The 18,899-nt window shown below is 67.7% G+C and carries 20 protein-coding genes; 9 read left to right on the top strand and 11 right to left on the bottom strand.

Translation table 11 applies throughout. The features are described from left to right. Nucleotides 1–10: 10 nt before the first annotated feature. Nucleotides 11–451 (bottom strand): YchJ family protein, encoded by a 441-nt coding sequence (locus J2X01_RS07100; protein WP_310052288.1) that lies wholly within the window; start codon nucleotides 449–451, stop codon nucleotides 11–13. A gap of 221 nt (nucleotides 452–672) precedes the next feature. Between J2X01_RS07100 and J2X01_RS07095 the strand changes: the two genes are divergently transcribed. From J2X01_RS07095 to J2X01_RS07065, 7 genes are all read left to right on the top strand, one after another. After that, nucleotides 673–1,365: a hypothetical protein gene (locus J2X01_RS07095; protein ID WP_310052286.1), complete on the top strand. Its 693-nt coding sequence runs from the start codon at nucleotides 673–675 to the stop codon at nucleotides 1,363–1,365. A 41-nt stretch (nucleotides 1,366–1,406) separates the two neighbouring features. Then, entirely contained in the window at nucleotides 1,407–2,411 is a 1,005-nt protein-coding gene (locus tag J2X01_RS07090) for an aldo/keto reductase family protein (protein ID WP_310052282.1), read from the top strand. 4 nt (nucleotides 2,412–2,415) lie between these two features. Next, nucleotides 2,416–3,270, top strand: a complete 855-nt coding sequence (locus J2X01_RS07085) for an SDR family oxidoreductase (protein ID WP_310052280.1) — start codon at nucleotides 2,416–2,418, stop codon at nucleotides 3,268–3,270. A 234-nt stretch (nucleotides 3,271–3,504) separates the two neighbouring features. Next, the gene (locus tag J2X01_RS07080; protein ID WP_310052278.1) at nucleotides 3,505–4,287 is read left to right on the top strand and encodes an alpha/beta fold hydrolase; all 783 of its coding nucleotides are present in this window, start codon (nucleotides 3,505–3,507) and stop codon (nucleotides 4,285–4,287) included. Further along, nucleotides 4,280–4,861, top strand: a complete 582-nt coding sequence (locus J2X01_RS07075; protein WP_310052277.1) for a TetR/AcrR family transcriptional regulator — start codon at nucleotides 4,280–4,282, stop codon at nucleotides 4,859–4,861. The genes J2X01_RS07080 and J2X01_RS07075 overlap by 8 nt, the downstream gene beginning before the upstream one ends. A gap of 70 nt (nucleotides 4,862–4,931) precedes the next feature. After that, a complete protein-coding gene (locus tag J2X01_RS07070) occupies nucleotides 4,932–5,624 on the top strand; it encodes a hypothetical protein (protein ID WP_310052275.1) in 693 nt (230 codons plus the stop codon). Nucleotides 5,625–5,794: 170 nt separating this feature from the next. Continuing rightward, a complete protein-coding gene (locus tag J2X01_RS07065) occupies nucleotides 5,795–6,913 on the top strand; it encodes a sulfite oxidase (protein WP_310052363.1) in 1,119 nt (372 codons plus the stop codon). A gap of 31 nt (nucleotides 6,914–6,944) precedes the next feature. On the opposite strand, the gene J2X01_RS07060 is transcribed toward J2X01_RS07065, so the two are convergent. The 9 genes from J2X01_RS07060 to J2X01_RS07020 form a co-directional block, all read right to left on the bottom strand. After that, nucleotides 6,945–7,724: an SDR family NAD(P)-dependent oxidoreductase gene (locus tag J2X01_RS07060; protein ID WP_310052273.1), complete on the bottom strand. Its 780-nt coding sequence runs from the start codon at nucleotides 7,722–7,724 to the stop codon at nucleotides 6,945–6,947. Between the two features lie 81 nt (nucleotides 7,725–7,805). Next, on the bottom strand, nucleotides 7,806–8,618 hold the full coding sequence (locus J2X01_RS07055; protein ID WP_310052270.1) for an anti-sigma factor domain-containing protein: 813 nt from the start codon (nucleotides 8,616–8,618) through the stop codon (nucleotides 7,806–7,808). Continuing rightward, nucleotides 8,605–9,234, bottom strand: a complete 630-nt coding sequence (locus J2X01_RS07050) for an RNA polymerase sigma factor (protein WP_310052268.1) — start codon at nucleotides 9,232–9,234, stop codon at nucleotides 8,605–8,607. Before J2X01_RS07050 ends, J2X01_RS07055 begins: the two co-directional genes overlap by 14 nt. Then, nucleotides 9,231–9,923: a class F sortase gene (locus J2X01_RS07045; protein ID WP_310052265.1), complete on the bottom strand. Its 693-nt coding sequence runs from the start codon at nucleotides 9,921–9,923 to the stop codon at nucleotides 9,231–9,233. The genes J2X01_RS07050 and J2X01_RS07045 overlap by 4 nt, the downstream gene beginning before the upstream one ends. Nucleotides 9,924–10,002: 79 nt before the next feature. After that, a complete protein-coding gene (locus tag J2X01_RS07040; protein ID WP_310052263.1) occupies nucleotides 10,003–10,839 on the bottom strand; it encodes a DUF4397 domain-containing protein in 837 nt (278 codons plus the stop codon). A gap of 263 nt (nucleotides 10,840–11,102) precedes the next feature. Then, nucleotides 11,103–12,854, bottom strand: coding sequence for a DUF4389 domain-containing protein (locus tag J2X01_RS07035; RefSeq protein ID WP_310052260.1), 1,752 nt, complete (start codon nucleotides 12,852–12,854; stop codon nucleotides 11,103–11,105). 35 nt (nucleotides 12,855–12,889) lie between these two features. Further along, nucleotides 12,890–13,336 (bottom strand): flavodoxin family protein, encoded by a 447-nt coding sequence (locus J2X01_RS07030; protein ID WP_310052258.1) that lies wholly within the window; start codon nucleotides 13,334–13,336, stop codon nucleotides 12,890–12,892. Continuing rightward, the gene (locus J2X01_RS07025) at nucleotides 13,333–14,388 is read right to left on the bottom strand and encodes a zinc-dependent alcohol dehydrogenase family protein (protein ID WP_310052256.1); all 1,056 of its coding nucleotides are present in this window, start codon (nucleotides 14,386–14,388) and stop codon (nucleotides 13,333–13,335) included. Before J2X01_RS07025 ends, J2X01_RS07030 begins: the two co-directional genes overlap by 4 nt. Further along, on the bottom strand, nucleotides 14,385–14,756 hold the full coding sequence (locus J2X01_RS07020; RefSeq protein WP_310052253.1) for a hypothetical protein: 372 nt from the start codon (nucleotides 14,754–14,756) through the stop codon (nucleotides 14,385–14,387). The genes J2X01_RS07025 and J2X01_RS07020 overlap by 4 nt, the downstream gene beginning before the upstream one ends. Nucleotides 14,757–15,114: 358 nt before the next feature. On the opposite strand from J2X01_RS07020, the gene J2X01_RS07015 reads away from it, so the two are divergent. Beyond that, nucleotides 15,115–16,605, top strand: a complete 1,491-nt coding sequence (locus J2X01_RS07015; protein ID WP_310052251.1) for an amidohydrolase — start codon at nucleotides 15,115–15,117, stop codon at nucleotides 16,603–16,605. A 10-nt stretch (nucleotides 16,606–16,615) separates the two neighbouring features. Here the strand turns inward: J2X01_RS07015 and J2X01_RS07010 are convergent, their stop codons facing one another. Beyond that, the gene (locus tag J2X01_RS07010; protein ID WP_310052249.1) at nucleotides 16,616–17,125 is read right to left on the bottom strand and encodes a hypothetical protein; all 510 of its coding nucleotides are present in this window, start codon (nucleotides 17,123–17,125) and stop codon (nucleotides 16,616–16,618) included. Nucleotides 17,126–17,465: 340 nt separating this feature from the next. Between J2X01_RS07010 and J2X01_RS07005 the strand changes: the two genes are divergently transcribed. Next, complete coding sequence (locus tag J2X01_RS07005; protein ID WP_374724947.1) at nucleotides 17,466–18,884, top strand: HNH endonuclease; 1,419 nt, start codon at nucleotides 17,466–17,468, stop codon at nucleotides 18,882–18,884. Nucleotides 18,885–18,899 lie beyond the last annotated feature (15 nt).

Genomic DNA, 18,899 nt, shown 5'->3' with positions numbered 1-18,899 from the left:
CCCTGACCGTTCAGCCGGACCCGACGGCGGCTTCGTAGTACCAGCGGCGGTTGACCCGCAGGAACCGGCTCGTCTCGTGCTGCACTCCGCGTTCCCCGTTGTGCCGGAAATGGGCCTTGAATTCGACGGTTCCTTCGGTGTCCAACGGGCCGCCGCGCGTCGTGGAGACGATGTCCAGCCGCCGCCACTGCAGGTCCGGTTCCAGCTCCAGTCCGACCGGCCTGGTGTCCGGATGCCAGGTCCGCAGGAGGTAGGCGGCATCCAGCATAACGAAGGCGCTGTAGCGGGCGCGCATCAGTTGCTCCGCCGTCGGAGCCTCCGTCTCGCCGCGGTGGAAGCGGCCGCAGCAGTCGCTGTACTGCTCCCCGGACAGGCACGGGCAGTTGCCCCGGAACGGGGCCGGGTCCGGCCGGGCCTGGCCTGGCGGACTTGCGGGTGCTGGAGGCGTCACAATGGTCCTTTCCGGGAGGCCGGACCACGCCGGCGGCTACTTACCGACTATAGCCGTGGGGTTTGCGCGGCACCGACCGCCGGCATAACAGCTTTGACACGTCTCCGCGATGAAGCCCGATGCCTGCGCATCCCAGGAAAAAAGTCCGTATGGTTAAGGGGTGCTGTTACCCGCCGTGCTGGGCGGGAAGCGTCGCGGCAAGGCCAGCTAGGAGAGGTGAAATGGAAGATCCGACAACCATTGCCCTCAACCTGACCTTCTTCGGGACCCTGGGAGTGGCGCTCGTCATGTTCTTCGGTCTCTTCCTCGTCTTTGTCGCCACGCTGGTGATTGCAGGCCTCGGCCGGCTGACCGCCGTGACCATCATGGCCGTGGGTCGCGGGCTGTTCGGGACCGCTCGCAAAACCGAACCATCCGCCGCCCCGGCCCCGCGGGGCCGCCCGGTCCGGACGGCCGGATCGACTCAGCGGGTCCAGCCCCCGAAGGCTGCCAAACCGGCCAGGCCTACCAAAGCGGCCAGGCCCACCAAAGCTGCCAAACCCGCCAGCCCCGCCAAGCCGGCCAAGAAGGAACCCGCCCTGTCCCAGGACTGGGCTGCCGCCGTCGCGCAGGCCGATGCCCGAGCCGACGCCCGAGCCAAGGCGGCGGCGGCCCCGGACGTCAAGGTCTCGGTCCGGGAACTGCCCAGCCCCACGGCTCCGGCACGGGACGTGGCGGCGGTGGCACCGCTCGTAGAGTCAGCCACGGACCGAAACGGCCAGCACGGAACGGTCCCGCCGGCCTTCAAGAAGGCCCCGATGCCCGCCGCGAAGTCGCTGCTGGACACGGGCTCGCTGGTGTCTCTTCCCGGCCGCCTGCCGCTGCCAAGGAAGCCCTTGGGCAAACCTCAGGCGCACGAGCGCAAAGCGGGCTGAAGCCATACCCCCTGGCAGGCAAGTCGGCTACGGTGAAACCCATGGAATTCAGATACCTCGGGAACAGCGGCTTCAAGATTTCGGAAATCACGTTCGGCAACTGGCTCACGCATGGGTCGCAGGTGGAGAACGAGGTCGCCACGCAGTGCGTCCGGGCCGCCCTCGACGCCGGTATCAGCACCTTCGACACCGCTGACGTCTACGCCAACACGGCCGCGGAAACCGTACTGGGCAAGGCCTTGCAGGATGAGCGGCGCGAGTCACTGGAAATCTTCACCAAGGTCTTCGGTCCCACCGGCCCGAAGGGCCACAACGATCTTGGCTTGTCCCGCAAGCACATCATGGAGGCCATCAACGGCTCCCTGACACGGCTGCAGACGGACTACGTGGACCTCTACCAGGCCCACCGCTACGACTATGACACCCCGCTGGAAGAGACGATGCAGGCCTTCGCGGACATCGTGCGGCAGGGCAAAGCCCTTTACATCGGCGTCAGTGAATGGACGGCCGGCCAGATCCGCGAAGGCCACGCTCTCGCCCGGGAACTCGGCTTCCAGCTGATCTCCAACCAGCCCCAGTACTCCATGCTGTGGCGGGTCATCGAGGCCGAGGTGATTCCGACCTCCGAGGAACTTGGCCTCTCCCAGATTGTCTGGTCGCCGATCGCACAGGGCGTGCTCAGCGGAAAATACCACCCTGGCAAGCCTGCTCCGGAGGGCAGCCGCGCCACGGATGCCAAGGGCGGCTCGAAAATGATCGAGCGCTGGATGTCCAACGAAGTCCTCACCGGTGTGCAGCAGCTCAAGCCGATCGCCGAGGAGGCCGGGCTGACCATGGCCCAGCTGAGCATCGCCTGGGTGCTACAGAACAAGAACGTTGCCTCCGCCATCATGGGCGCCTCCCGGCCGGAGCAGATCGAGAGGAACGTCGCGGCCGCGGGTGTGAAACTGGACGCCGGAATCATGGAGAAGATCGACGCCGCGATCGGCTTGCTGGCCGAACGCGACCCGGCACAGACCCAGTCGCCCGCCTCCCGGGAGGCGTAGTCCCATGACACTTGCGCCGACGCTCGCCATCACCGGTTCCACCGGCCATCTGGGCGGGATGGTGGCCCGGCAGCTGGCCGACGCCGGCAGCCCGCAGCGGCTGCTGGTTCGCGACCTCAGCCGGGCGCCGGAACTGGATCTGGCTGTTCCCGCGGTCGTCACCTACGCCGATCCGGTGCTCGCGAAAGCAGCCCTGGCGGGCGTGCAGACACTCTTTATGGTCTCCGCCGCCGAGGCTGAGGACCGGCTGCAGCAGCACTACGCCTTTGTGGACGCGGCGGCTGCGGCGGGGGTGCGGCACATCGTCTATACCTCGTTCTTCGGCGCGGCAGCGGATTCCACTTTCACGCTCGGGCGTGACCACTTCGCCACCGAGGAACACATTAGGGCGTCCGGGATGGATTTCACTTTCCTGCGGGACAACTTTTACCTGGACTTCCTGCCGCTGCTGGCGGGCGAAGACGGCGTTATCCGCGGACCAGCCGGGGACGGCGTGATGGCTGCGGTCGCCCGGGCGGATGTCGCGCGCTCGGCCGTTGCCGTGCTCCGGGACCCGGCCCTGCACATCGGCAGAAGCTATAACCTCACCGGACCCGACGACATCTCGCTGGCCACCGCCGCGGAACTCCTCACTGCCGGGACAGGCCGGACGATCACGTTCCACAATGAGACCCTCGAGGAGGCCTACGCCTCCCGGGCGTCGTATGGCGCACCGCCGTGGCAGGTGGACGCCTGGGTGAGCACCTACACGGCGATCGCCGCCGGCGAACTGGCCGGGCCGACGTCGGCCGTCCACGAGCTGACCGGCCGTGAACCGCTGGGTCTGGCGGAGTTCCTGGCCGAGTCGCACACGCTGTAGCCACGCCGCGTAGACCTGAAGACAGAGGTCACCGGCCAGAGTGGTCTTCGTCCATTCGCGACACGATCTGCAGCAATTCCAAGGCCCAGAGGGCCAGCGGTACCTCGCATCTTTCTGCCACCCTTGCAAAACTAATAGCACTAGTTTATAAACTACTTAGATTAGTTTTTGTCAGGGGGTCGAGTGGATCAGTTGCCAGTTCAGGACTCTGGGCCAAAGGTTCAGTTTCTGGCGGTGCCGGAAGGCCGCATCGCGTTCGAGATCTCCGGGGAGGGTCCGCTGGTGGTGTGCGTGCCCGGCATGGGCGACCTGCGCGGTGTTTACCGTTTTCTGGTCCCGCCTCTGCTGGAGGCCAACTTCCGCGTGGCTACGATAGACCTGAGGGGGCACGGCGGCAGCGACGCATCGTTCGGCCGATACGACGACGTGGCAACCGGGGAGGACATTCTCGCTCTCATCAAACACCTTGGCGGCCCCGCAACGGTCATCGGAAACTCCATGGGAGCCGGCGCCGCGGTGTGGGCCGCCGCTGAGAAACCCGAGCTGTATTCTTCCCTGGTCCTGATCGGGCCCTTTGTCCGTGACATCCCGGTCCCGGCGGCTCTGAAGCTGATATTCCGGGCGGCACTGCGCAGACCGTGGGGCAGGTACGCCTGGCGCAGCTACTTCCGGACGCTGTACCCGGGACGCAAGCCCGATGGCTTCAGGCAGCATCTGCTGGACATCGACGCCAGCCTGTCCCGGCCGGACTACTGGAAGGCGTTCGTCCGCACGACCCGGACATCCCATGCGCCCGCCGAAGCAAGGCTCGGTGAGGTCACAGCGCGGGCACTGGTCGTCATGGGCGCGAAGGATCCAGACTTCCCTAATCCGGCAGCAGAAGCCTCACTGCTTGGCGGGAAACTGGGTTGCGAAGTCCTGCTTGTCCCGGAGGCCGGACACTATCCGCAGGCTGAATATCCCGAGATCGTATCCCCGGCAATCGTCCGGTTCCTTGAGGGCGGCAACCATGGCTAGAGCCGGGCTGAACCGCGGCCGGGTCGTGGCCCAGGCCGCTGTCCTCGCCGACGACATCGGACTGGAACGGATCACCCTGGCCTCAGTGGCCAAGCACCTCGGAGTCCGCCTTCCAAGCCTGTACAACCACGTCGAAGGGCTCGAGGGCCTGCGCCGGGAACTGTCAATGCTTGCGCTGCGCGAACTGGCCGGGCAACTCGGGGCTGCCGCTGTCGGCAAGGCCGGCAAAGACGCCCTCCGCGCAACCGCTGATGCCTACCGCGCCTACGCATTGCGCTTTCCAGGCCGGTACGCCGCGACGGTGACAGCCCCGGCTCCCGCGGATGATGACCATAATGAAGCCGCAGCGGCTGTCCTGCAGGTCGTTGTATCCGTGCTCCACGGATACGGGCTGGCCGGTGACCCGGTTATCCATGCGGTCCGTGAATTGCGGGCATCGATGCATGGTTGGGCCGATCTGGAGAAGAGAGGGGCGTTCGGCATGCCCCACGATGTCGATGTCAGCTACCAACGGCTCATCGACCACCTCCATGTCTCCCTGACGCAGTACGCCGACGAGCCGGCACCACAGTAGACAGACACCTGGCAACACCGGCCTGCCCGGACCTGATTCGCGTTGTATCTGCCTGAAAGGACCAATCCAGTTGACCCTCGAGATCAAAATGTCCGCTGTCCGAGGGAGTCGCCGGCTCAGTGGCTGGGCTGTCATCTACGTCTTGGCATGGTTGTCCGGCCTCGCCGCAGGGCCTTCCCACCTGGCGGGGACCCTCACGGCGAGCCAGCTCCACGCCTTCTACCTGGAGTCGGGGGGAGCCGCTCTGGTCCAGGCGCTGCTCGTCCACGGCGCCGCCGGCGTTGCCCTGGCCGGCATGGCGCTGGGACTCCCCCGCACGGCGACGTCCCAACGGCTGATTGTCGCGGCCACTGTGGCCGGACTTGGAGCTGCGATCTTGTCGTTGGCGCAGTCTGCCCTCGCCGCTGTGGCGGCCCTGGGCGCCGAGCGGCTGACAGCCGAAGGCACCCTTGGGCTTGTGCACGCCATTGACCGCTTCGACAGCCTGAAGCTGCTGCTGCTCGCAATCTTTGTGGCTACCGTTACGGCCCTGCTCCGCAGCCGGGGCTTCACCCCACGTTGGCTTACCGGCAGTGCGGCGTTGCTCTCCCCGATGCTGGTCGCCGGAGCTGCTGCCTTTCTCGTGTCCAACCAGGTGCTGGACACGGTCCTGGCGGGGTCGCTGGTGTTGCTTCTGGTGTGGGCATCGGTAATCGCCTGGACCATGCGGCCCCGCCGGACTCCAAGTGCACCGGAGATCCTGCAGTCACGGCCCACCGCCTGATCGTCGCCCTACCTGTCCTGCACAGCCTGATTCCCATGAATATTGGAGAACTCCCGCGCCGGGCTGGCCAGTATTGACGGCTTCGGAGCCGCGGCGTAGACCTGAAGACAGGTGACACCGGCCAGAACCGGGCCGGTCCGGAGCAGAATCGCAACGCCATGCCCAAGCAGATGTCCCGACACTCATCCATTTTGAAGACACCGCGGAACGGACGCAGGCTCACGCCGCACCCGGGCGAACCGAGCCACGGCCCGCTGACGGCGGAGGAACTCCAGCTCGCCGTGCGGAACCACTCGATGCCGCTGGAGGCCCTCCGGAACGACATCACCCCGCCCGGATTGCACTACCTGCTGAACCACTTCGACATCCCATTCATTGATATCGAGCACTGGCACTTGCGGATCGGCGGCGCCGTGGAGCGCGCTGTGGAGCTGAACCTCAAAGCGCTCCGCCGGGCGCCGAAGATCAGCATCCCGGTGACCCTGGAATGCGCCGGCAACGGCCGCTCCCTGCTGCGCCCTCGGCCGCTGAGCCAGCCCTGGCAGTTGGAGGCCGTCGGCACCGCCGTGTGGACCGGGGTGCCGCTCGCCTACCTGCTGGCCCAGGCCGGGGTGGAGGACGATGCCGTGGAGGTGGCGTTCACCGGCGCCGACAGTGGAATCCAGGGTGGGGTCCGGCAGCAGTTCGCCCGGAGCCTTCCGATCGCCGAGGCGCTGCGGCCCGACATCGTGCTGGCCTACCTGATGAACGGCAATGAGCTGCCGCCGCAGCATGGCTACCCGCTGCGACTGGTGGTCCCAGGCTGGTACGGCATGGCGAGCGTGAAGTGGCTGACCTCGATCAGGGTGCTGACCAAGCCGTTCGACGGCTTTCAGCAGGCGGTGGCGTACCGCTACCAGCAGGACGCAAACGACGTCGGCACGCCCGTCACGTGGATCAAGGTCCGCTCGCTGATGGTCCCGCCGGGCGTGCCGGACTTCTTCACGAGAAGGCGGATCGTGCGGGCCGGACCGGTGATGCTGACCGGCCGGGCGTGGTCCGGGGAGGGCGCCGTGCAGCGCGTCGAGGTCGGTATCGACGGCAAGTGGGCACCGGCGCAGCTGGAACATCCGGCCGCGCCCTTCGCCTGGCGTGCCTGGTCCATGCCATGGGTGGCCGACGCCGGGGACCATGAGTTGGCCTGCCGCGCCACGGACGCCACCGGTGCCGTCCAGCCGCTGGAGCAGGTCTGGAACTACCAGGGCATGGGCAACAACGTGGTGCAGCGGATCAAAGTGACGGTCGAGTAGCGGATACGTTGCCGTTTTCGAGGGCAACCCCCTAATAGTCCACAATCGCGCCGGCGGAGATGTTCACTGTGGCGTCGGTAATCGCCCCCGCCTTGTCCGAGGCGACAAAACAGGCGACGTTTCCGACGTCGGACAGGGTTGCGGTGCGGTTCAGATGGGCGGCTTTGGCGATCTCCACGATGATCTCCTCGCGCCCCTCCGTCTGCCACGGGATGGTCTCGACGATGCCGCCGGACACCATGGTGACCACCCTGATGCCGTGTTTGCCCAGTTCCAAAGCCCACTGCCGGCGCAGCCCTTCCATCGCATCGAGGGCCACCTTGAACCCGCCGAGCCCGGGTAGGGTCTGAGGCCCGGAACCACCGAACATCAGTACCACGCCGGAGCGTTGTTTGATCATCTGGGTCGCCGCGGCCCGCGTGGTGATGAAGTGCGTGCGCGTGGCCAGGGTGATGGGCTGGGTGAAGTCGTTGACGTCGATGTCCATCAGCGGCTGCTGGATGTCGCCAAAGGAAATGAGGTTGAAGGAGATATCGATCCGTTTGTTCTTCCTGGCCACCCGGTCAACGAACGCGTCGACCTGTTCCTCGTCCAGGGCATCGACGACGGCGGTCTCCGCCCTGCCGCCCGACTCCTGGATATCCCGGGCCACTTTTTCCAGCCGCGACTCTGTGCGTCCGGCGAGGTAGACGAAGGCGCCCTCCGCCGCGAAAGCCCGGGCAACGGCACCGCCGATGGAACCTCCCGCACCGTAAATCAACGCGGTCTTGCCGTGCAACAGTCCGTTTCCGGGCACCCCGTTGTTCAGCATGGTCGTCTGCCTCCCGCCATGGAGTGGTAAATTCCCTCAACTATGTTCTCGCCGTGGTCCGCTGGCAAGAGGCGGACCGGTTCACGAGTCAAGGGTTCCGCGGACAATGCTCACGCTGGAGTGCGCGGGATTGCCGTCGACCGGCTCGTCGGACACGTCCACGATCGGGTATTCGCCCAGATCCAGGCCCGCCGGCACGGCAAAAGTACCGGACTCGGAGGTCATGACGCCCAGGCTCACCAGCCGGGACAGATCCGGCGCAATCAGCCAGACCTCCTGGTACCCGCGGGCCTCGTTCTTGTCGACCTTGACTTCCAGCGTGCGCTGCCCGTCCTTGGTTTCGACGACCCGGGCCGAGCCGGTGGCGGAATGCTGGGCCACGGGCGCAAGTTCGGTCTGGGCGAGCGGGGTCACCGCCGGCTGGTTCTGCTGCACGGACCAGAAGACCCCCGCCGCCAGCAGGGCGGTGGCCGCCGCGGCCGCCAGCCACACTCCGGGGCGGCGGATCCATCCGGATCCCCCGCCGGGTTCCCGCTTCCGGCCGGGCTGTTCTTCCCGGGACGGGAGCGGCGTCGGGGGGCCGGCCGGTGTCTGTGGTGGCAACGGTGCCGGTGCCGGCGGGCGGGAACGCCACGACGCCGGGGATCCAATCGGGTCGGCGGCGACGGCCGTGGAAAGCCCCAGGCTGCGGTGAATTCCTGCCCACACCTGCGGCCCCGGCGGCTCCAGCGCGGTGGCGTCCGGCGGTCCGGGCTTCGCCGCCAGGACCGCGCGGCGGAGCCCGGCATAGTCCGCGGCGCAGCTCGCGCAGGAACGGAGGTGGTCCGCGGCGTCGTCTCCGAGATCTTCGCCGAGGGCCAGCAGGCCGAGGGACTCCGGATCAAGATGTTGCACGGTCTACCTCCAATCGGGTTCTGAGCTGGGACAGGCTGCGGCGGATGTGGCTTTTGACCGTACCAAGTGGCAGGTTCAGTTTTTGTGAAATCTGCGAATGCGTCAGGTCATCGTAAAAGGCGAGCTTGAGGATGGATCCCTGCGGCTCCCCGAGCCTTTCCAGTTCTCCGTCCAGCAGCAGCCGGTCGGCCAGGACCTCCGCCGCAGTGTGCCCGGCCGCCTGTTCCGGGTCCGGAGAGAGTTCGACGGCGGCGAGCACCTTCCTGGTCTCGCGCACCGAGGCCGCCTGCGCGTCCGTGATCACGTTCCGGGTGATGCCCACGATCCATGCCGGCAGCCGTGCTTTCGCCGGGTCGAACGCAGACCGCGAGCGCCACACCCGGATGAACACCTCCTGGGTGACGTCATCGGCCGCGGCGTTGTCGCGCAGCGAGCGCAGCGCCAGCGTGTGCACCAGGGGCGCGAACTGCCGGTAGGCCTCTGCCAGCGCGGTTTCGTCACCTGCGGCGAAAGCCTCGTTGAGTCGGGCGTCCCAGCCGGAAGAGGCCTCGAAAGGTGCCAAGCCCGGCTCCTTCCCCCTGCTGGTGGAGGCGATGAGCGCGGCATCCTGAATCATGCCGGCACCGCGGTGACAATCACATTGTCGCCGTAGTCCTGTTCTTCGTCCAGCCATCGGCCGCCGCAGGTCACCAGCTTCAGTTCGGGCGGGCCGTCGCGCCGGAAGATGGACGGGCCATCGAACGCGTCCTTGGCCATGAGTTCCACCCCGGTCACCCGGAAGGTCACGGGCGCGGCCCCTTCGCGCTGCACCGTCACGAGGGTACCCGGCGGGAGTGATTTGAGTTGGGAAAAGGGCGCTGAATCGGAGGTGGTGTCGACGTGCGCCGCGATCACCGCGGTGCCGGCGGCGGCTCCGGGGGCCGGTCCGAAACGGTACCACCCGGCCTCGTTGAAAGGCTCTGGGATCTCCATCGCCCCGTCTGGGCTGACTCCCACCTCCACGATCGGCATGCTGATAGTGGTCCCGTCCACGGCGAGGAAGCGCGGGGCCGGGTCCTTGGGTGCCTCGGCCGTTGGGGTTGCCGGCCGGACCGGGATGGATGTCCCCGGGACGGGGACGGTAGTGGCCTGAGCCGTGGCCACGGGCTGCGGAGCCGCGGTTTCCTGTGGTGCGGTGCACCCCGTGATCAGCAACGCCACAGTGACCGTGGCGGCCGCGATGCGCGCGGCGAAACTTTGTCCGGATGTCCGCGGACCAGGAGCCGGGCCGCGCCGGGCGGTATGCGCCGTCGTCGAGCGCTTCATGTCCGTCCTCCTGCCCTGTTGGAGCTCGTGGCCCGGCCGCCCGACGGGGAGCCGGGCGGCCGGGGCTGGCGGTTGCGGCCTAAAGGATGCGGCGGAGCGCCGTCTGCTTGCGGGATACAGCGACCCCGCCGGCAAGCAGCAGAAGGGCCGCGGCGCCTATGCCTACCGTGGCGGCTGACTGACCGGCTGATGCGGCGCCCGCGTCAGCGGCGCCGGCGCGTCCAGCGGGAACGCCGGCAGGGGCGGAGTTCAGTCCCTCAATGTTCTGCACGGCCACCGCCAGGTTGTTGTCCGCGAGGCTGCCCCACGCGTACACCACCGTGTGGGTGCCTTCCGCGACCGTCACATCGGCCGGGCCGATCACAGGGTCCGTGGTGCCCGCGGCGGCCACGGCAACGGACAGGGTGCCGGGATCCAGGGTCAGGGTCTCCTCATTGGGGTTGGCCAGCCCGGAGATGACGGGGGAGCCGCCGGCGAGTATGTCCACGGCCGGTGCTGCTGCCGTGTGGCGAACGGTGAGCTTGCCCTTGCCGGGGTCGATCTGCGAAACGTCGTTCGTGAAGAAGTTGGCCGTCGGTTGGCCCGCGGCGTCGAGGTTGGCTACGGCGGTGTAGTTGCCGCTAGCGGCGAGGGTTACCTTCACGGGCCCAATCACGGGGGCGGAAGGGTCCGCGGCGTCGGCGGCGGTGATGGCAAGGTCATAGTCCCCGGCCGGCAGGGCCAGCGGACCGGCAAGGGTGCCGGGGGCGAAATCGTCAAGCGTGCGTTCGCCGTTGACCCAGACGTCAACGGTCAGTCCCGGCACGCCGTGGAGAACGGAAAGCTGGGCGTCGGACTCGGCCGCCTGGGCGGGGCCGGCAAGGGCGAGAGCTGCCGCGATGGCCACGGCGCCTGCTGTGAAAAGGCTGGTACGCATTTACATCTCCTTCAACGGCCCGCCAGGCGGGCGATTTTTGCTTACACCCCTACTACCGGCGTACGGAGCCCTTTGGATGCAGATGCATGAAGCTATTTCTTTGAAGGAGCTGCTGGCGCGGACAAGGCGTTGCGGCCAAGCGCGGGCGCCCTGCGCAGCAGGCCCGGTGCAGCAGCCGCAGCCCCGGCGCAATCGGCACAGCAAAGCGGCCGGGCGGCTCTGGTGAACTGCCCGGCCGCGGCTGGGGGTGTCCCCGGAGCGGATTAGGTGCGGTGCGGGTTGTCCGCGTCGGGAGTTGCCGGGTTGTCCGGGCGGGGGGCTGCGGCTCTGTCGGGAGCTGCTGGAGTGTCAGCGCCGCCCGGAGTTGCGGCTCCGGCAGGCCCTGCGGGGTTGTCCGTGCCGTGGGCTGCCGGGCCGCCGATACCGTAGAAGCCCGACTGGGTATTGGCGGGACCGGCCCCGCCGGGAACTGACGCATATTCCGGGCCGGCCGGAGGGACCGCAGATGGAACAGCGGCCGTGTCGCCCGGATCCCGCGGCCCCATGTCCAGATGGAATGGTGGGTATTCGTCGCGCATCAGGGCCACGTAGGCCGTGACACGGTAGATCCAGCGGTCCAGGCCCATCAGGAAGTCGAAGAGACCCCGGGAGAAAACGCCGGTGAACAGCAGGATGACCCCGGCGATGAAGACCAGCAACCCGAACAGCGAGAGCCCCATGCCGACCTGCACCCACTCGCCGTCGCGGTACACCCACGTCTGGGCGGTCCCGGTCAGCAGCGCGATGATCAGCAGGTGCGGAATCGCCAGCAGCCAGGCCTTGACGAGCACCAAACCACGGGACAGCTTCTCGGGATAATCGACATCGAAATCGGCCGGGTAGTCAGTGCGTTCCAAAGTGAAGGGCGGATAGATGTCCGTGCCGAGGGCCGCATAGGAGTAAAAAGCAACCCGCCAGCTCCAGCGGATCACTCCGACGTTGAAGTTGAACAGCGAGCGCGGGTACCGCCCGGTGAACAGGATCGCGAACCACGCAACGATGGTGACCACGCCGAAGGCAAACCAGAGGAAGAAAAGGACGATGAAGTGCGGGATCGCCAGAAACCACTTGACCAGCCACTTCCAGCGGGACAGGTTCGGGTCAAGGTAGCCGCTGAGGCGGGCCGGATAGACGGCGACGGAACCCGGCGGCGGGGCGCCAGGCACTGCTCCCGGGACGCCCGGGGCGCCCGCCACGGCGCCCGCCGCATAAAGCTGCGGCGCGGATCCCGTGGCCACACCGTGCAGCTGCCCGGGCTGCGGCTGCCCGGAAACGGACTGTCCGGGCTGTGGATGCCCGTTCTTGCCGCGCCCCAGCCCTACGGCTCCAAGCACAATCAGGGGAATACCAATGAGCAGGAGGACGATTCCGCCGACCAGCAGCCCAATGAAGACGGGCCACAACAGGTTGGAGCGGGCTCCGGCCTTCATATCCACGGCCACCGGAGCACTGGCATCGGCGTTCATGATCACCACAGCCCAGCTGCCGGACCGCAGGTCCCATTCGAGCTGCTGCTCGCCGGGGCCGGTGGCCGAGGCGGCCCAGAAGCCCTGGTCTGCAGGCCTCGCGGGGACGTTGACTCCAGCCACATCCCGGTACTCCACCCTGAACGGGTTGAAGCGGACTTCGGTGATCTCCGAATGGCTGACACCCTCCAGGTAGGCCGCCACGTCGTTCCGCGGTCCCACCCCGATGAAGATTTCCTTGCCGGCAACCGCCGAACCGCCCAGCATGACACTTCCGACCACGCCGACCGGAGCGGTGTCCGGCACGCCGCCCTCGGTCATGATGTCGAGGCGGGGTGTCGTCAGGGCGTAGGAGTTCGTGAAGTAACGTTCGGATGGGGTGGTGAAGTACCCGTTGTCTCGTTGCAGATAGTTGGCGAAGCCCGCGGCCCCGGCGCCCGCCAGCAGCCCCAGTCCGAGGAGTGCGCTGAGCGTACCCAGCACCAGCATGACAATCCGGCCTGCTCGCATGGCCGCCATCCTTTCAATGACTCAGATCAGCTGACTCAGCTCGAAAGTGAGGTGAGTAGGGTTTGCGCCCAGACCTCCGCCTTCTCGATTTCTCCGTCCCGGAGGGGCCCCTCGTTGCCCTTCACGTAGAAGGGCATGGGTTCGGCGATGATGTCTGCCCCGCCGGCCTTCAGGGCATGGGTGATCTTTTTGGCAGCGTCGCCGTGGATGAACATCCGAACGCGGGTGTCGAACGCCGCGGCCTTCACACCGTTGAGGTGTCCATTTCCCAACGCCGAAAGCAGCGCGGTGATCTTCGGCGTCGGGCGCCATCCGTTGATCGGACTACCGACGACAAGCAGGTCCCCCGCGGCGAGCGCCTCGGGCTTGAAGTCCCCGACCGGGACGGAACTTGCCTGCAGCCCGTCGAGCGAGGCAGAGATCGCCTCTGCTACCGATCTGGTGTTGCCGTACGCCGAATCGTAGACAACCAGGGCCCTCATGCGGAGATCACGACCTTGAGCGCCTTCGTTTCCGCGGCCCGGGCGAAGGTGTCGTAAGCCTCCAGGAACTGATCGAAGCCGAAGTGGTGGGTGGCGAACTTCTCCGCCGGCACCTTCTTCTGGGCCACGAGTTTGAGCAGCATCGGAGTGGTGTTGGCATTGACCAGGCCCATGCTGATGTTGATGTTCTGGATCCAGAGGTTCTCCACGTGCAGCTCCACGGACTTCCCGTGCACGCCGACGTTGGCAACGTTGCCGCCGGGACGCACGATGTCCGTGCACATGCTGAAGGTCGCCGGAATGCCAACCGCCTCGATTGCCACGTCCACGCCCTGCCCGTCGGTCAGTGCCAGCACCTGTTCCTTCCAGTCGGCATCGCCGGAGAGGACGACGTCGGTGGCGCCGAACTCCCGGGACTTGTCCAGCCGGTTCGCGTCAAGATCGACGGCGATGATGGTTGCGGCTCCGTAGAGTCCAGCGGTGGCAATCGCGGCGAGGCCGACGGGACCGGCGCCGATGACGGCGACCGTGTCGCCAGGCTTGACCCGGCCGTACTGCACACCGATTTCGAAGCCGGTGGGGAGAATGTCGGAGAGCATAACGGCTTGCTCGTCGGTGACGCCCTCAGGGAGCAGGTGGAGGGAATTTTCGGCGTAGGGGACGCGGACGTACTCGGCCTGGGTGCCGTCGATCAGGTGCCCGAACACCCAACCGATCCCGGATGCCCCCTCCTCGCCCATACAGTGCGAGTAGAGCCCAGTCTTGCAGTTGGCACAGTGGCCGCAGGACTTGATGCAGGAGATGATGACCCGGTCCCCCACTTTCAGGCTGGTGACGGAGGCGCCGGTTTCGGTGATGGTCCCGACGCCTTCATGGCCCAGAATCCGGCCCTTGGTCACGGCGGGTACATCCCCCTTGAGGATATGGAGGTCCGTGCCGCAGATTGTGGTGGTATCCACTTTGACGATCACGTCGCTGGGATTCTGGATCTTGGGATCAGGGACGTCCGTCCAGGACTTTTCTCCGGGACCGCCGTAGACGAGGGCTTTCATGCGTGCTCCTTGATTCTGAGGATGGCGGGCGGATCCACGATGCGCAGCCGGCACGGGGTGACGGAGGCGTCGATGCCGGATGACAGGACCGAGCGGCGGGCATGCTCGTGGAGTTCTTCGATGGCATCGGCGGTCACGCGGGCGTGGGCGAGGTCCACAACGAGTTCATAGTCGGGAAGTTTGGCCGCCACGCGGCGGCAGACCACGTAGAGGGCACGGATGTTTGCGGGCGTAACGACGCCCCGCACCACAACTCTGGCCGACTCCTCAATGGCGTCGATCCGGATGATCACATTGATGCGGGGATCCCCATGGGAGGGGTGAGCGTAGTAGGAGCTGGATCGGTTTCCATAATGCCTGTGGGTCACGGGGCACCAGAACTCATGTGCTGCCCGCGTGCGGCCTCAGAAGTGAAAAAATCGCGAATGACAGTCATTTTGGCTGCGGTCTCCTGCCGGTTCCCGCCGACGCGGGAACCTGCAGAATGCCTTTTCCTTCCCCAAGGTTTGAGCGAGACCGTACAACTGACAAGCAAGCGGTTCATCCCCCAATGGCCGTGCAGGAACCGCCCCAGATCCAGCATGGGAGCGGCGGGTTTCCGGGGGCAAGGGGCGAAAGTCCCTTGTCCGGCGGGCGGCCGGAATCGGGCGGCTAAGGCAGCTCAGTGCTGGCGTTCGGTGCCGTTCCGGATTGGCGCATCCCGCTCCGCCGCATAGCCTGTCACCTATGCCTGCGACTCCTGCCGATGCCGCGAACCACCTGGTGCTCGCCTCAGCGCGGACCCCCGGCGGAACGGCGCTGTATGACCTCCACGTGACCAATGGCGTCGTTTCGCGGATCACGCCCGCCGGGACTCCCGGCAACACCGGTTCCCGGGTCGTTGACCTGGACGGCCGCTGCGTCATCCCGGGGTTGTGGGATGAGCATGTCCACATGACCCAGTGGGCCCTCGCCGCCAACCGCATCGATCTCTCCGGCGCCGCCTCAGCGCGTGAGGCGGCCGACGTCGTAGGCGCCTCACTGTCCGGCCACAACGACGGCGTGCTGACGACGGTGGGTGTCGGATTCCGGGACGCCGCCTGGGCGGATATTCCCAGCCTGGAGCTGCTCGACGGCGCCACGCGGGGCATGCCGACGGCCCTGCTCAGCCATGACCTGCACTGCGTCTGGCTCAACAGCGCGGCAGCGCGACGTTACGCGGTGGCGGTGGACGCCTCCGGGCTGCTACGCGAGGAGCCGGCCTTTGAACTGACCCGTGAGTTGGGCAAGCTGCCGGAGGCCGTGGTCGATGCTTGGGTGCGGGAGTCCGGCCAGGCGGCAGCGGCACGCGGGATTGTGGGGATTGTCGACTTCGAAATGACCTGCAACCCGGGCGTGTGGCTGCGCCGCGTGGCGGGCGGGTTCGATTCCTTCCGGGTGGACGCCAGTGTCTATCCGCAGGACCTGGCGCGGGCCACTGCAGAGGGGATGCGGACGGGGCAGCAGCTCGACGGCGGCGCGGGGCTGCTGCGGGTCGGACCACTCAAGGTGCTGATTGACGGTTCCCTGAACACCCGCACGGCGTACTGCGTGGATCCGTATCCGCACGGCGGCCGCGGCCTGCTGACCGTGAGTGAGGCGGAACTGCTGGAGTTGCTGGTCCGGGCCCGGGAATCCGGATTCGTTCCGGCGGTGCACGCGATCGGCGACGGCGCCAACGAGGTGGCCCTGAATGCCTTCGCGGCGGCCGGGATTGCCGGGCGGATTGAGCATGCCCAGTTGGTCCGCGGCCAGGACTTCGCCCGCTTCGGCGAGCTGGGCCTGACGGCGAGCGTGCAGCCCGCCCACGTCCTGGATGACCGCGATGCCGCCGACACCAACTGGTCCGGACGCACGGACCGGGCGTTCCCGCTGCGGTCCTTGCTGGCTGCCGGGGCGACGCTGGCGTTTGGCTCCGATGCGCCGGTGGCGCCGCTGGAACCCTGGACCGCCATGTCGGCCGCAACCACCCGTGCCCGGCAGGACGGGAGGGAGCCCTGGCACCCGGAGCAGGCACTCACCCGGCAGGAGGCCCTGACCGCGTCAACGCGCGGGCGGCACAGGATCCGGGTGGGGGATCCGGCGGATCTCGCGGTGCTCGACGGCGACCCGTTGGCGGTCTCCGACGGCGTCTTTGCGGCGATGCCGGTGGCCGCGACGCTCGTGGCAGGGCGGTTTACTTTCCGAGGCGGCATCTGACCGGCGGTAGCTAACTTCCCTTGACCCGCGTCTGGACCAGGTTGGCGTAGGGCAGCCGGCCATACTCCTCCACGAACGCGGCGTGATACCCCGCCTCCGCCCCGGTGAGCTGTTCGACGGGCAGCTCTTTCCACGCGATGATCAGCGACCCCGCCGCGGCGAGCTGCCAGATGAGCCGGCCGTCCCAGTGGCCGGGCGGCTTGCCGTGGCCGAAGTCGACGAATTCCTGGATCTGACGGCGCAGACCGCGGTTGCCTTTACTGCCGGGGCCGGCCTTGCCCAGGTAGAGCACGTCCGCGCCGTCCACCCATTCGGCGTCGAGGGCTTCCGCCTTCAGGCTGGGGTCCTTTTTCTTGAAGATGCCGGCCGTGCTTCTGGCGAGGAACTGCGGCCGGAAACCCTCCGGCCGCAGCACCGCGAAGACCCCGGCTTTCTGCGGGATCCGGTTGATGTCCAGGTCCCCGAGCGGCCGAAAACCGGTGAATCCGTCCTGTTTCAGTGACTGTCTGTTGATCGGCATGGGTTCCTTGGTTCGTTGGCGGGGCACCCGGTCGGGCAAATTCGCGCGGATGGCTGCGCCGGATCAGCGGAGTTTTATTGTCGCAGGTGCCCGATAGCCTGTTTCCATGGACGGCAATCAGGGGCCCGGGATGGCTCCGGCAGCAGCAGGCAGGGTGGCGGTCCCCGGCGTGGCCCGCCCCCGGGCCGCGGTCCGGCCCTGCGCCGAGGGTGCCGGGCTGACCGGCCAGCCCGCCGAAGTCGAGGAGCTGAAGGCCGCCGCCGCCACTGGACCCACGGGCGCCCTAAATGTCGGGGCCCCGAGGTTCAATGGGTCTGTGGACGGCAATCAGGGGCCCGGGATGGCTCCGGCAGCAGCTGGCAGGGGGGCGGTCCCCGGCGTGGCCCGCTCCCGGGCCGCGGTCCGGCCCTGCGCCGAGGGTGCGTCTCTGATTGCTGAAATCCGGGCCCTGGAAGACCGGAAGTCTGCCCTGTCGGCCCGCCAGGCCCGGCTCGCGGTCGACTTCGACCTGCTCCAGCGCCGCGAACAAGCCGAGACCGGGATGCCGGCCGCGGAGCTGGGCGCCGGCGTCGCCGCGCAGCTCGCCCTCGCAAGGCGGGAATCCCCCGCCCGCGGCGGACGGCTCCTGGGCCTGGCCAAAGCCCTCGTCACCGAAATGCCGCACACCCTCGCCGCCCTGGACACCGGCCAGCTCAACGAATGGCGCGCCACCCTGCTCGTGCGCGAAACCGCGTGCCTGTCCGCGGCGGACCGCTGTGCCGTGGACGCCGACCTCGCCCCCGACACCGGAACCTTCGACGGAACCGGGGACCGGAAGATCATTGCCGCGGCCCGGGCCGCCGCCTACCGCCGCGACCCCCGCTCCGTCACCCAACGCGCCGGGCACGCCGCCACCGAACGGCACGTCAGCCTCCGCCCGGCCCCGGACACCATGTGCTACCTCACCGCCCTGCTGCCCGTCGCCGCCGGCGTCGCCGTGCACACCGCCCTGACCCGGCACGCCGACGCCCTCCGGGCCACCGGGGACCCCCGCACCCGCGGCCAGCTCATGGCCGACACCCTGGTCGAACGCACCACCGGCACCCCCGGCGGGATCACCGGGATCGAAATCCAGCTCATCATGACCGACCGCACCCTCTTCCAGGGCGACAGCGAACCCGCCCGCCTCCCCGGCTACGGCATCATCCCCGCCGGCCACGCCCGCGCACTCCTCGTCCCCGACCAGAACCCGAACCAGGCAGACCCGGACGAGGGCCAGGACCAGGCCCTGAACGTCTGGCTCCGCCGGCTCTACACCGCCCCCGGCAGCGGAGAGCTCACCGCGATGGACTCCCGCGCCCGGCTCTTCCCGCCCGGCCTCCGGCGATTCGTGCACCTCCGCGACGACACCTGCCGCACCCCCTACTGCGACGCCCCGATCCGGCACCTGGACCACATCATCCCCTGGCACCACGGCGGCACCACGGACCAAAACAACGGCGCCGGCCTCTGCGAAGCCTGCAACCACACCAAAGAAACCCCCGGCTGGAACGCCCAACCCCGCCCCGGCCCCCGACACACACTCCACATCACCACCCCCACCGGCCACACCTACCAATCAAAAGCTCCCCCACTACCGGGCACGAAGCCTGCCGAAGTGCCACCTGAGCGACACGCCAAGATCCCCTCCCGGCAGCGACGCGAACTCCGGCACGTCGCCAAGGTATTAAGGCGCACCAGATCCAGGGGAGCCGCGGACGCAGCGGCCGCCGCTGCCTGAAACACTGCCGAGTTT

This window comes from Arthrobacter ginsengisoli (genome assembly GCF_031456935.1).
GTDB lineage: Bacteria > Actinomycetota > Actinomycetes > Actinomycetales > Micrococcaceae > Arthrobacter > Arthrobacter ginsengisoli.
The sequence above is the reverse complement of the archived record's forward strand: the minus strand, read 5'-3'. Positions and strand labels throughout refer to the sequence as shown.

Excerpts from the sequence above, each read along its gene's own strand:
- J2X01_RS07050 (WP_310052268.1), bottom strand. The coding sequence starts at position 9,234 with ATGATTCAGGATGCCGCGCTCATCGCCTCCACCAGCAGGGGGAAGGAG.
- J2X01_RS07015 (WP_310052251.1), top strand. The coding sequence starts at position 15,115 with ATGCCTGCGACTCCTGCCGATGCCGCGAACCACCTGGTGCTCGCCTCA.
- J2X01_RS07025 (WP_310052256.1), bottom strand. The coding sequence starts at position 14,388 with ATGAAAGCCCTCGTCTACGGCGGTCCCGGAGAAAAGTCCTGGACGGAC.
- J2X01_RS07045 (WP_310052265.1), bottom strand. The coding sequence starts at position 9,923 with ATGAAGCGCTCGACGACGGCGCATACCGCCCGGCGCGGCCCGGCTCCT.
- J2X01_RS07035 (WP_310052260.1), bottom strand. The coding sequence starts at position 12,854 with ATGCGAGCAGGCCGGATTGTCATGCTGGTGCTGGGTACGCTCAGCGCA.
- J2X01_RS07090 (WP_310052282.1), top strand. The coding sequence starts at position 1,407 with ATGGAATTCAGATACCTCGGGAACAGCGGCTTCAAGATTTCGGAAATC.
- J2X01_RS07060 (WP_310052273.1), bottom strand. The coding sequence starts at position 7,724 with ATGCTGAACAACGGGGTGCCCGGAAACGGACTGTTGCACGGCAAGACC.
- J2X01_RS07065 (WP_310052363.1), top strand. The coding sequence starts at position 5,795 with ATGTCCCGACACTCATCCATTTTGAAGACACCGCGGAACGGACGCAGG.
- J2X01_RS07040 (WP_310052263.1), bottom strand. The coding sequence starts at position 10,839 with ATGCGTACCAGCCTTTTCACAGCAGGCGCCGTGGCCATCGCGGCAGCT.
- J2X01_RS07075 (WP_310052277.1), top strand. The coding sequence starts at position 4,280 with ATGGCTAGAGCCGGGCTGAACCGCGGCCGGGTCGTGGCCCAGGCCGCT.
- J2X01_RS07010 (WP_310052249.1), bottom strand. The coding sequence starts at position 17,125 with ATGCCGATCAACAGACAGTCACTGAAACAGGACGGATTCACCGGTTTT.
- J2X01_RS07085 (WP_310052280.1), top strand. The coding sequence starts at position 2,416 with ATGACACTTGCGCCGACGCTCGCCATCACCGGTTCCACCGGCCATCTG.
- J2X01_RS07095 (WP_310052286.1), top strand. The coding sequence starts at position 673 with ATGGAAGATCCGACAACCATTGCCCTCAACCTGACCTTCTTCGGGACC.
- J2X01_RS07005 (WP_374724947.1), top strand. The coding sequence starts at position 17,466 with ATGGCTCCGGCAGCAGCTGGCAGGGGGGCGGTCCCCGGCGTGGCCCGC.
- J2X01_RS07030 (WP_310052258.1), bottom strand. The coding sequence starts at position 13,336 with ATGAGGGCCCTGGTTGTCTACGATTCGGCGTACGGCAACACCAGATCG.